Origin of the sequence: Streptomyces toxytricini (genome assembly GCF_014649915.1) — a bacterium.
Taxonomy (GTDB): Bacteria; Actinomycetota; Actinomycetes; order Streptomycetales; family Streptomycetaceae; genus Streptomyces; species Streptomyces toxytricini.
Genome location: NZ_BMTY01000033.1, coordinates 50,910 through 62,581, shown reverse-complemented (window position 1 = coordinate 62,581; position 11,672 = coordinate 50,910). Strand labels below are relative to the sequence as shown.

General features: G+C 73.6%; 11 protein-coding genes. 2 read left to right on the top strand and 9 right to left on the bottom strand.

The window, feature by feature from the left end; all coding sequences use genetic code 11:
- Window positions 1-264: 264 nt before the first annotated feature.
- From IE170_RS30830 to IE170_RS30820, 3 genes are all read right to left on the bottom strand, one after another.
- Window positions 265-1,812, bottom strand: a complete 1,548-nt coding sequence (locus IE170_RS30830; RefSeq protein ID WP_229885311.1) for an alpha/beta hydrolase — start codon at window positions 1,810-1,812, stop codon at window positions 265-267.
- 323 nt (window positions 1,813-2,135) lie between these two features.
- A complete protein-coding gene (locus IE170_RS30825; RefSeq protein ID WP_189812766.1) occupies window positions 2,136-4,013 on the bottom strand; it encodes an AMP-dependent synthetase/ligase in 1,878 nt (625 codons plus the stop codon).
- 892 nt (window positions 4,014-4,905) lie between these two features.
- Window positions 4,906-5,646, bottom strand: coding sequence for a hypothetical protein (locus IE170_RS30820; protein ID WP_189812765.1), 741 nt, complete (start codon window positions 5,644-5,646; stop codon window positions 4,906-4,908).
- Between the two features lie 127 nt (window positions 5,647-5,773).
- On the opposite strand from IE170_RS30820, the gene IE170_RS30815 reads away from it, so the two are divergent.
- Window positions 5,774-6,115, top strand: coding sequence for a hypothetical protein (locus tag IE170_RS30815; RefSeq protein WP_189812764.1), 342 nt, complete (start codon window positions 5,774-5,776; stop codon window positions 6,113-6,115).
- A 78-nt stretch (window positions 6,116-6,193) separates the two neighbouring features.
- Here the strand turns inward: IE170_RS30815 and IE170_RS30810 are convergent, their stop codons facing one another.
- The 5 genes from IE170_RS30810 to IE170_RS30790 form a co-directional block, all read right to left on the bottom strand.
- Window positions 6,194-7,519, bottom strand: a complete 1,326-nt coding sequence (locus tag IE170_RS30810) for a dicarboxylate/amino acid:cation symporter (RefSeq protein WP_189812763.1) — start codon at window positions 7,517-7,519, stop codon at window positions 6,194-6,196.
- A 344-nt stretch (window positions 7,520-7,863) separates the two neighbouring features.
- Complete coding sequence (locus tag IE170_RS30805; protein WP_223857098.1) at window positions 7,864-8,136, bottom strand: DUF4229 domain-containing protein; 273 nt, start codon at window positions 8,134-8,136, stop codon at window positions 7,864-7,866.
- A gap of 174 nt (window positions 8,137-8,310) precedes the next feature.
- Window positions 8,311-8,835 (bottom strand): GNAT family N-acetyltransferase, encoded by a 525-nt coding sequence (locus IE170_RS30800; RefSeq protein ID WP_189812761.1) that lies wholly within the window; start codon window positions 8,833-8,835, stop codon window positions 8,311-8,313.
- A 152-nt stretch (window positions 8,836-8,987) separates the two neighbouring features.
- On the bottom strand, window positions 8,988-10,151 hold the full coding sequence (gene mqnE, locus IE170_RS30795) for an aminofutalosine synthase MqnE (RefSeq protein ID WP_114053643.1): 1,164 nt from the start codon (window positions 10,149-10,151) through the stop codon (window positions 8,988-8,990).
- Between the two features lie 66 nt (window positions 10,152-10,217).
- Window positions 10,218-10,673 (bottom strand): Lrp/AsnC family transcriptional regulator, encoded by a 456-nt coding sequence (locus IE170_RS30790; RefSeq protein WP_114053642.1) that lies wholly within the window; start codon window positions 10,671-10,673, stop codon window positions 10,218-10,220.
- 124 nt (window positions 10,674-10,797) lie between these two features.
- On the opposite strand from IE170_RS30790, the gene IE170_RS33300 reads away from it, so the two are divergent.
- Entirely contained in the window at window positions 10,798-10,932 is a 135-nt protein-coding gene (locus tag IE170_RS33300; protein WP_260615096.1) for a hypothetical protein, read from the top strand.
- On the opposite strand, the gene IE170_RS30785 is transcribed toward IE170_RS33300, so the two are convergent.
- Entirely contained in the window at window positions 10,929-11,612 is a 684-nt protein-coding gene (locus IE170_RS30785; protein ID WP_189812760.1) for a UbiX family flavin prenyltransferase, read from the bottom strand. The two genes, IE170_RS33300 and IE170_RS30785, sit on opposite strands and share 4 nt — an antisense overlap.
- Between the last annotated feature and the right edge of the window lie 60 nt (window positions 11,613-11,672).

The following is an 11,672-nucleotide window of genomic DNA, read 5'->3' as shown; positions in this document are numbered from 1 at the left end:
CCTTGAGGGACCGGCACGCCCCGGACACCATCAACTGCCGGGGACACCCCCAGCCACCCACCCGACCCCGACCCATCAGCTCCCGCCCACCCGGCTCCCGCCGTCACACCCCCGACCCGGCCGGCCGGCTCCCGCCGCCCCCCTCCGCCGGCACACCCCCCACCCGTCCGGCCGGCTACCGCCTCCCCCTCCTCCGCCGTCGCACCCCGGTCCCGACCGCGCGCCTCCCGCCGCCTCCACCCCGCCGTCTCCTCCCCTCCCCCCTCACTCCACTCCCGGGCACGACCGCGTGCCCGACGCCAAGGCACCGTCCATCAGGAACGCGTCCGCGTAGGCCCGTACGCACTCCGACGCCGTGTACGCGGTGTGCCCGTCGCCCTTGTAGTCCAGGACGACCGCCGACCCCAGGCGCTGGGCCGTCTCCTCCGTCCACCGGTACGGGGTGGCCGGGTCGCCGCGGGTGCCGATCAGGAGCATGCGCGGGGCGCCCGGGTGGTCGATCCTCCGGAGGAAGTCGGTGCCCGCGGGCCGGCCGTAGCACGCCAAAACCGTGCCGAGTTGGCGCGGGCCGAAGATGCGCGAGGCCTGGCGGAACCGGTCCCGCAGCCCGGCGATCCGCCGCTCCACGGCGGTCGGCGCGGCCCTGTCGCTGCCGCGGTCGGGGTCGTCCGCGCAGTTCACGGCGGCCATGGCGGCCTCGGTGTTGTCCGCGGGCACGGGGACGGGCTCGGCGTCCGGTGCGCCGGGCTCGGCGGCGCGGTCGGCCGGGAGCTCCTCCGCGGGATTCGCGAGGCGCAGGAGGCCGGTGGGGTCGTCGTGGCGTTCGACCCGGGCCAGAGCGTCGGCGAGCGCCGGCCACGACGTACGGGAGTACAGGGCGGCGGCGATGGCGGTGACGGCGTGCTGGCCGGTGAAGGCGGTGCCGTCGGCATCGACGAGAGGATGTACGTCGAGGTAGGCGACGAGGCTGTCGGCGTGCTCCTTCGCGGCGCGGGCGTTCGTCCCGTACACGCAGCCTTCGGCGCGGCGGGTGCACCAGGCGAGGAAGTTCTCCAGTGCCTGCTGCTGGCCCTCGGCGGAGACGAGCGCCTGCTCGGTCAGCGTCTCGACGAGGGTGTCGACGCCGTCGAGGACCATCCGGCCGACACGGTGCGGGTATTGGGCGGCGTAGACGGCGCCGAGCCGGGTCCCGTAGGAGAAGCCGAGGTAGTTCAGCTTCGCCTCGCCGAGGGCGCGGCGGATGAGGTCCATGTCGCGGGAGACGTGCACGGTGCCGATGTACGGCAGGACCCGGCCGGAGGCGCGCTCGCAGCGCTCGGCGACGGCGCGCAGCGCCGCCAGTTGCGCGGCGGCGTCGCCGCGGGCCGCGCCGGGGTCGGGTGCCATGGAGCCCCCGCACGTGACGGGGGCGCTGTGTCCGACGCCCCGGGGGTCGAAGGAGACGAGGTCGTACCGTTCGCCGAGGTCGGCGAAGGCCTTGGCGTCGGCGGCGAGGCCCTCGACGCCGGAGGCGCCGGGCCCGCCGAAGTTGAGGAGCAGCGATCCGAGGCGCCGCTCGCGGGGCCCGCCGGCGGGGAGGGAGGCGAGGGCGAGGTCGATGGTGCCCTTGGCGGGGTCGGCGTGGTCGAGGGGCACCGCGAGGGACCCGCAGCGCATGCCGTCCGGTACGGGCTGCCCCGGGCAGGGGCCCCACCGGATCCGGGACGCGGCGGGCGCCGCCGCGGGGGCCGGCCGCTGCGGGTCGGCGGGCAGTACGGCGAGCGCGAGCAGGGAGGCTGCGCCGACCACGGCGCCGGTGCGGGCACGATGCACTGCACACTCCTCGGGCCGGCCCCCCGATCCCGTCAGCCACGATAAACGCCCCACCCCACGCCCGCTCCCCGAGCAGCCGGGGGTCCCCTCCCCCAAGCCTCCGGCCTGTCAGAACACGCCGAACGGGGGATGTTCCCACCGAGTCCCGGACCTCTCCGCCCCGTGGCCTCGGGCCCTCGAAGCCGACTCCGGATCCTTGATACGGCCACCATCGCGTTGCCGTCGCAACGCCGGAGAGGGCACGGGCAGACTGCCTCCCCGGCACCGGCAGGGCCGCACCACAGCCCCGTGCAAGGCCCTCTGCCGCTGAGCCGCCGTGGCGTTCAGGGCTGCTGCCGGTACAGGGCGTCGATTTCTGCGGCGTAGTCGCGGACGATTGCCCCGCGGCGGAGTTTCAGCGACGGGGTGAGGTGGCCCCTTGCTTCGGTGAAGTCGCCCGGCAGGACCGTGAATCTGCGGATCGACTCCGCGCGGGATACCAGGCGGTTCGCGTCGTCCACCGCTCGTTGGAGTTCGGCCAGGAGGTCCGGGTCTCTGATGAGTTCGCGGGTGGGGACGCCCTCGCGGCGCCGCATCGCGCGCCAGTGTGCGAGGCCTTCCGGTTCCAGGGTGATCAGGGCGGTCACGTACGGCCTGTTGTCGCCGACGACGAGGCATTGGCCGACCAGGGGGTGGGCGCGTAGCCAGTCCTCCAGGGGGGCGGGGGCGACGTTCTTGCCGCCGGAGGTGATGATCAGGTCCTTCTTGCGGCCGGTGATGGTGAGGTAGCCGTCGGCGTCGAGTTCGCCGATGTCGCCGGTGGCGAGCCAGCCGTCGGCGCGGGTGGGCGGCTGTGCGGTGTTCCAGTAGCCGGCGAAGACGTGGCGGCCGCGGAGGAGGACCTCGCCGTCGTCGGCGATGCGGACGGCGGTGCCGGGGAGGGGCCAGCCGACGGTGCCGAGCCGGGGTTTCTGCGGCGGCGTCACCGTACTGGCGCCGGTGGTCTCGGTCAGCCCGTAGCCCTCGAAGACGTCGATGCCGGCCCCGGTGTAGAAGGCGGCGAGGCGCCGGCCGAGGGGTGAGCCGCCGCTGATGACGTAGCGGACGTGGCCGCCGAGGGCGGCGCGGATGCGGCGGTAGACGAGGGGGTCGTACAGGGCGCGGGCGGTGCGCAGGCCGATGCCGGGGCGGCCGTTCTCGGCGGCTTCGCCGTAGCGGCGGGCGATGCGGGCGGCGCGGTCGAAGGAGGAGGCGCGGCCCATGCGCTCGGCGGTGGCGCGGGCGGTGTTGTAGACCTTCTCCAGCACGTACGGGATGGCGAGGAGGAACGTCGGGCGGAAGCCGGCCAGGTCGGCGAGGAGGTCGTCGGTGCTGATGCTGGGGGCGTGGCCGATGCGGACGCGGGCGCGGAGGCAGCCGACGGCGACCATGCGGCCGAAGACGTGGGAGAGCGGCAGGAAGAGGAGGGTGGAGGCGGGCTCGGTGGTGGCGGAGCGGAAGACGGGGTGGAGGAGTTCGACGGCGTTGTCGGCTTCGGCGAAGAAGTTGCCGTGGGTGAGGACGCAGCCCTTGGGCCGGCCGGTGGTGCCGGAGGTGTAGATGAGGGTGGCGACGGATTCGGGCGTACGGGCGGCGCGGCGGGCGTGGACGACGGCGTCGGGGATGTGCTCGCCGGCCTTGGCGAGCCGGGTCAGTGCGCCGGTGTCGAACTCCCACAGGTGGGCCAGCCAGGGCAGGTTGGCGCGTTCGGCGCTGATGAGGCGGGCCTGGGTGGTGTCCTCGACGGCGCAGGCGACGGCGCCGGAGTCGTGGATGATCCAGCGGGCCTGGAGGGCGGAGGAGGTCGGGTAGACGGGGACGGTGACGAGTCCGGCGGCCCAGGCCGCGAAGTCGAGCAGGGTCCACTCGTAGGTGGTGCGGGCCATGATCGCGAGCCGGTCGCCCTCGCGGAGCCCTTCGGCGATGAGCCCCTTGGCGACGGCGAGCACCTCTGCGGCGAACCGGGCCGCGGTGACGTCGTGCCACGTCCCGTCGGGGTGCTTGCGGGAGAGGACGACGGTGTTGGGTGCCTCGCGGGCGTTGTGGAAGGGGATGTCCGCGAGCGAGCCGCCGGTGGGGAGGGGGGCCAGCGGGGGGACCTCCACTTGGCGCACGACTCCGTCGACGACGGTCCGGACGGGCTCCACCGGCTTGGGGGCGGCCCGCATGACGTCCGCGTTCATGGCGCTCTCCTCCGCTCGACACGGGAGTTACCGCGTTACCGCCGGTAATTTACGCAGCGGTAACGGGGCTCGGCCAGACCCCGGTGAGCGGAGTTGGCGGAGGAAGAGCGGAGGAACGGGGAAGGGCCGGGCCCAGGCCGACGCCGGGGGCCGGGCCCGGGCCGACCGGGGCCGGGCCCCGGCCGGCCTCGGCCGTGGCCTGGGCCGGCGCCGGTTCCCGCCCTGGCTGGTTCCCCGGTGCCGGCCGGCAACGATGCCGGTTCCGCCCCGGGCCGGTTCCGGTGGCGGCCGGGGGCCGCCGTCAGCGCCGACCCCAGCCACGCGTGGCGCGACGGGGTGCCCGACTGGGCCCCGGGCCGCCCGCCGGTGCCGGCCGGGCCAACGCCGGTTCCGACCCGGGCCGCCGCCGCGCCTGGGGACGACGCCAATTCCGACCGGGCCGACGCCGGCCCCGACAGGGCGGCCGACAGGCTCCCGACCAACGCCGGTGCCGGCCGAGCCAACACCGATTCCGACCGGGCCGCCGCCGCACGCCGATCCCGACCGGGCCGACGCCGGCCCCGACAGGGCGGCCGACAGGCCCCCGGCCGCCGCCGGTGCCGGCCCGCCGGCGCCGGGCCGGGCCGGGCCGCGCCGCCGCCCGTCCGACCCGCGCCCCCACCGGTTCCCGCCCCGGGCCGCTTCCGGTGCCGACCCGGGGCGCCGCCAGTGCCGGCCGGGGCCGACGCCGGCTTCGGCCCGCCCACGCCGGTGCCGACGGGGCCCGCCGCCGGTGCCGACGGGGCCGGCGCCGATCCGGCCCGGGGCCGACGCCGGTCCCCACGGGGCGGCCGACCGGGTTCGGCGACCGCCGGTGCCGGCGCGGCCCGCCGCCCGGCCCAGGGCCGCCCCGTCAGGCGGGAATCCGCGTGCAGCTGTGGACGGATTCGCTGCCGCCGCGCTCGCGGTGGACGATGCGCAGGGCCCCGTCCCGGTAGGTGACCTGCAGCTGCTGGCCGTCGCCGGTGTCCTTGTGGCCGGGCGGCTTCCACGGGAGGAGCAGGGAGGCGCCCTCGCCGACCTCCTTCGGGACGGTGAGGGCCTCGCCGCCGGTGAGTCGGTTGATGCCCTTGGGGGCGGTGTGGACGTCGATGCGCAGGTGGCCGCCGCGCAGCAGCCAGGACCCGGTCCAGGTGACCGGTTTGCCGTCGGGTCCGTCCCAGTCGATGGTGAAGCCGCCGTTCCCGCCGCCGTCGGCGAGGACGGTGGCCGTTCCCGTGACGGTCGGCCCGCCGGGCGTCGTGGACTCCAGCCGCCACCTGCCCTTGACGAACGCGTCGAACGCCCGGGCCAGCACCCCGGCGGTGGTCGCCGTCGGTGCCGCCCCCGCGGAGCCGGTCGCCGGGCCGGCGGTCCCGGAGGGCGTCGACGGCGCGGCCGTCGAGGCGGCCGGCGCCGGGCCCGTGCTGCCGGCCGGGGCGGGCCCCGTGCCGTTGCCGTCCGCTCCTGCCGCCCCCGCGCCCTTGCCCGTGCAGGCCGCCGCGAGCGCGGCGCCCGCTCCGAGCGCGAGGTAGCGCAGCGCGTTGCGCCTCCCTATCAGCCGGGCCGCCGCCCGGGCCGCCCGTATCTCCCGTATCGCCTTCACCATCGCCATCAGGCCCCCGTTTCCCGCTCGTTGGACAACGGCCGCCGACTATAGGGCCGCCCGCGGGCCGGAACCGTGCGGGGGCGCCCGGCGTCTTGCGCCCGTACCGGCCGGCCGGAGGGTGGAGGGGCACGACATGGGCTTCCGGAGCGACAGCGCGGGCGGCGGCGACGAGGGGACCGACGACCTCCACGGCGACCGCGGCTGCCTGCAGTGGGTGCTGGGCGTGCCGCTCGGGCTCGTCTACCTGCCGGCGGCGTACCTGTGCCTGCTCCTGCTGCGCGCCGACCCGGGGCCCGACGACGTCCGCCTCCGCGACGACATGGAGGTGCAGGCGTACGCGGTCATGGGGTTCGCCTTCGCCGGCCTGCTGCTGTCGGTGCTGCCGGTGTACCTGCGCACGATCAGCCGCTGGTGGTACGCCGTCCCCGTCGTGCTCGGCTCGGCCGCCTGGCTGCGTACGGCCGCCCCCCTCTGAGCCGCGCGCCCGCGGACAGCGCCGCAGCCCCCGCCCGGACGGGGGCGGGGGCTGCGGCGGGTGCGGGGCCGGACGGGGTCAGGCGGCGGGTGCGACCGCGGCGCGGCCGTCGACCGGGGAGGTCTCGTCCAGCGGGGAGGAGGAGGCTCCGGCGTAGGCCTCCTTGTCCAGGATGCCTTCGCGGGCGGCGACCACGACCGGGACCAGTGCCTGGCCGGCGACGTTGGTCGCGGTGCGGACCATGTCGAGGATCGGGTCGATCGCCATCAGCAGGCCGACGCCCTCCAGGGGCAGGCCCAGGGTGGAGAGGGTCAGGGTCAGCATGACCGTGGCGCCGGTGAGGCCGGCGGTGGCGGCCGAGCCGACGACCGAGACGAAGGCGATCAGCAGGTAGTCGGTGATCGTCAGCTGCACGTCGAAGATCTGCGCGATGAAGATCGCGGCGAGGGCCGGGTAGATCGCGGCGCAGCCGTCCATCTTCGTGGTGGCGCCGAACGGGACGGCGAAGGAGGTGTACTCCTTCGGGACGCCGAGGCGCTCGGTGACCTTCTGCGTCAGCGGCATCGTGCCGACGGAGGAGCGGGAGACGAAGGCCAGCTGGATGGCCGGCCAGGCGCCCTTGTAGAACTGGACCGGGTTGACCTTGGCGACGAGCGCGAGCAGCAGCGGGTAGACGCCGAACATCACGAGCGCGGAGCCGATGTACACGTCGGCGGTGAAGGTGGCGTACTTGCCGATGAGGTCCCAGCCGTAGCTGGCGATCGCGGTGCCGATGAGGCCGACGGTGCCGATCGGGGCGAGGCGGATGACCCACCACAGCGCCTTCTGGAGGAGCTGGAGGATCGATTCGGCAAGGGTCAGGACGGGCTGGGCCTTGTCGCCGAGCTGGAGGGCGGCGATGCCGGCGACGGCGGCGAGGAAGACGATCTGCAGGACGTTCAGCTCGGTGAACGGCGTGACGATGTCGGTCGGCACGATGCCGGTCAGGAAGTCCAGCCAGGAGCCGGTGCGCTTGGGCAGCTTGCCGTCCTGCGGGGTCAGGCCGGTGCCTGCGCCGGGGTTCGTCAGGAGGCCGATCGCGAGGCCGATGCCGACCGCGATCAGCGACGTGATCATGAACCAGAGCAGGGTGCGCGAGGCGAGGCGGGCGGCGTTGTTGACCTTCCGCAGGTTGGTGACGGACACCAGGATCGCGAAGAACACGAGCGGGGCGACGGCCAGCTTCAGCAGCTGGACGAAGAGGTCGCCGACCTTCTCCAGGGTGGTGGCGAGCCAGCTGACGTCCTGGGTTCGGGCGAGCCAGCCGAACAGGACGCCGAGCACGAGACCGGTGACGATCTGCGCCCAGAAGGGGAACGTGAAGGAGGCCTTGGCGGGGGCCTGGGGGGTCGCGGACACGGACACTCTCCGAGTGGGGGCAAAGCAGGGGTGGGGAAGGGGGTGTGTGGGTTCAGCGACAGCCGCAACAGGCCGCGGACACACGGCGGCAGAGGTCGACGTGCAGGCGCGCCACGAGCGGGACGCTCGTGATCATTCGGGGCGCAACTGGGGTCAACATGTTTAACACGCTAACACTTTCCCTTTGAGAAACTCAAAGGCGGACTTTGAGCCAAGGTCATCAAGCGCCCGCGACGCCCTCCCCGCCGCCCGGAGAACCCCCCGAAAACGCCGAAGCCCCGGCGGCCGGGGATGTTCCCGGCGCCGGGGCGCTCGTGCTGCGGCGTGCTGCCGTGTGAGGAATCCGACCCTCAGGAGCCGACGCGGGCGGCGTCGTCGGCCGCGTCCTCCTGGGAGCGGTTGGCGGCGAGGCGCTCCTTGGCGCCGGCGACGCGGTCGGCGATCTGCGCGGACATCTCGTCGCGCTGGCGGCGCAGCAGGACGAACGACAGCGGGGCGGAGATGACCAGCGCGAGGAGCACGACCCAGGCGGGGTTCGCGTCTCCGAGGCCCGCGGGGACCCAGCCCAGGTTGACCAGGACGGCCACGAGGACGAGGCATCCGACGAAGATGCCCAGGCGCATCGCGGTGTAGCGGATCGTCGCGCTCGGCTTGAAGGACACGGTGACCCCTTCTTCGGTTCGTCGGTTTCGTCGTGGCGTGTCCGTCCAGTGAAGCACGCCCGTACCGCGGCCGGCGCCGCCGGGGTCGGCGCACGGGCACCGCCGGGGGCGGCGCACGGCCCGCGGGGGCGGGGTTCAGTGCAGCGGCAGCAGCATGATGATCTCGTCGCGGTCGTCGCCGGGGGCCGCGCGGATGGCGTCCGGGATGCGGCCGACCTCCTTGTAGCCGCAGGCGGCGTAGAAGTGCTCCAGGCCCAGGCCGCCGCGACAGGAGAGCCGGATCGCCTCGACGCCGTCGAGGGTGCGGGCCGCGTCGGCGGCGGCCTCCATCAGGGCGCGGCCGGCGCCGCGGCCCTGGAGGGCGGGGTCGACCATGACGGTGTACGCCCACACCCAGTGGGTCATCAGCCGGTGCGTGTTGAGCGCGAGGAAGGCGCAGGCGCGGACGCGCCCGTCCGCGTCGCGGCCGACGACGAGGCGGTGGCGTCCCTCGGCCATGGCGACGAGGTGCTTGACCATCTCGGGGCGGATGTCGTCCTGCGTCACCGGCCCCACGAAGCCGACGGCGCCGCCGGCGTTGCTGACGTCCGCCCAGAGCTGGACGATCCCCTCGCGCAGGGCGGGGTCGACGACCGGATCAACCGTGAAGGTAAGAGTCACAGGCCAAGATTATCTATTACGGGCCCTCCGGACAACGCGGCACGGACGTCAACGCGGACCGCCCCCGCCCCCAACGCGAAGGCCCCGGCCTCCACGAGGAAACCGGGGCCCGGGGGCCGCTCGTGCGGGCGTCCGCGCGCCCGCCGGCCGGGTCAGACCCGCATCGCCTGCGGCGTCTCGCGCAGCGACGCGTCCGGTCCGGGGTACTCGCGGATGACCTCGTAGCGCGTGTTGCGCTCGACGGGCCGGAAGCCGGCCTCGCGGATGAGCTCCAGCAGGTCGTCGCGGGTCAGCTTGTTCGGGGTGCCGTAGTTGTCCGCGTCATGCGTGATCTTGTACTCGACGACCGAGCCGTCCATGTCGTCGGCGCCGTGCTGGAGCGCCAGCTGGGCGGTCTGCAGGCCGTGCATCACCCAGAAGACCTTGACGTGCTGCACGTTGTCGAAGAGCAGCCGCGAGACCGCGAAGGTCTTCAGCGCCTCGGCGCCCGTGGCCATCGTGGTGCGGGCCTGGAGCCGGTTGCGGACCTTGCCGTCCTTCATGTCGACGAAGTCGTGCTGGTACCGCAGCGGGATGAAGACCTGGAAGCCGCCGGTCTCGTCCTGGAGCTCGCGCAGCCGGAGCACGTGGTCCACGCGGTGGCGCGGCTCCTCGATGTGCCCGTACAGCATCGTGCTCGGGGTCTTCAGCCCCTTCTCGTGCGCGAGCCGGTGGATGCGCGACCAGTCCTCCCAGTGGGTGCGGTGGTCGACGATGTGCTGGCGGACCTCCCAGTCGAAGATCTCCGCGCCGCCGCCGGTGAGGGACTCGAGGCCTGCCTCGATGAGCTCGTCCAGGATGTCGGAGGCCGACATCCCGGAGATCGTCTCGAAGTGGTGGATCTCGGTCGCCGTGAACGCCTTCAGCGAGACGTTCGGCAGCGCCTCCTTCAGCGCGGACAGCGAGCGCGGGTAGTACCGCCAGGGCAGGCTCGGGTGCAGCCCGTTGACGATGTGCAGCTCGGTGAGGTTCTCGCTCTCCATGGCCTTGGCCAGGCGGACGGCCTCCTCGATGCGCATCGTGTACGCGTCCTTCTCGCCCGGCTTGCGCTGGAAGGAGCAGTAGGCGCACGACGCGGTGCACACGTTCGTCATGTTGAGGTGGCGGTTGACGTTGAAGTGGACGACGTCGCCGTTCTTGCGCGTGCGCACCTCGTGGGCGAGGCCGCCGAGCCAGGCCAGGTCGTCGGACTCGTAGAGGGCGATGCCGTCCTCACGGGTCAGCCGCTCGCCGGAGCGAACCTTCTCCTCCAGCTCACGCTTCAGCCCAGCGTCCATCGGCCGGTCGCCTCCTCAGTGTCCTGCTCTGCCCGGTAGGGCCTGCCCAACCCTGCAACCGTACTCTCAGCGCTCGGCGGGAAGTTCCCCGACCCGGTTCTCCCACTTCGTCGACAGCACGATCGTGGTGCGGGTGCGGGAGACGCCCTTGGTGCCGGAGAGCTTCCGGATGATCTTCTCCAGGCCGTCCACGTCGCTCGCGCGGACCTTCAGCATGTACGAGTCGTCGCCGGCGATGAACCAGCAGTCCTCGATCTCGGCGAGGTCCCGCAGGCGGCGGGCGACGTCCTCGTGGTCGGCGGCGTCGGAGAGGGAGATGCCGATCAGCGCGGTGACGCCGAGGCCGAGCGAGGCGGCGTCGACGGTCGCGCGGTAGCCGGTGATGACGCCGGCCGACTCCAGCCGGTTGATCCGGTCGGTGACGCTGGGGCCGGACAGGCCGACGAGCCGGCCCAGCTCCGCGTACGAGGCGCGTCCGTTCTCCCGGAGTGCCTGGATGAGCTGCCTATCCACCGCGTCCATATGCCTGGAGCCTTCCATTGTTCGGCGATGCTGCAAGTTTACGTATAGAATCAAAGGCACACAGGGGTCAACACCCTGTGAATCTGTCAACAGATCAATGACGATCTTCAGGAGTGGTGTACCCGTGTACACGATCGAGATGGCCTACGCACACATGCGACAGCTCCAGGAGCTGGCCAACCGATCCCGCACCGACAAGCCCGCAGCCGCCTACCAGGTGGACAGGACCCGCAAGCCGCACACCGCGAAGAAGCGCTAGCCACCGCTTGCCTCCCGGGAGCGGGACGCTCCACCGAGCTCCCCCTCCCACCGGCGGTACAGCCCGTGCGGCACCCCTGCCGCGTCGAGCACCCGCCCCGCGACGAAGTCCACCAGGTCCTGGATGTGCGTCGCACCCGCATAGAACGCCGGAGAGGCGGGCAGCACGACCGCGCCCGCCTCGTCCAGCGCCACCAGCTGCTTCAGCGTCTGGCCGCTCAGCGGGGTCTCCCGGACGGCGACCACCAGCCGGCGCCGCTCCTTGAGCGTCACGCTCGCGACCCGCTGCAGCAGGTCCTTCGACAGCCCGAGCGCCACTCCCGCCACGCAGGCCGTGGACGCCGGCACGATCAGCATCCCCTTCGCCGGGTACGAGCCCGAGCTCGGCCCTGCCGCCAGGTCCCCCGCGGCCCAGTACCGGACGTCGCCGTCCGACGCCGCGAACGCGCCCGGCTTGCCGTCCGCGCCGCGGGCCAGCCACTCCGCGAGGTCGCCGCGCCAGTGCGCGTCGCGGAAGGCGATGCCCGTCTCGTCCAGCAGGGTCAGCCGCGCGGCCCGGCTCACCACCAGGTCCACACTCTCGCCCGCCGCCAGCAGCCCCCGGATCACCGAAGCCGCGTACGGCGTCCCGGAAGCCCCGGAAACCCCCACCACCCAGGGGGTGCGCTTGCGCTCTGTCATGGCTACGAGACTATCCGGCCACACCGAGCGGGCACTCGCTAAGGTGTCCCGGACGTTCCC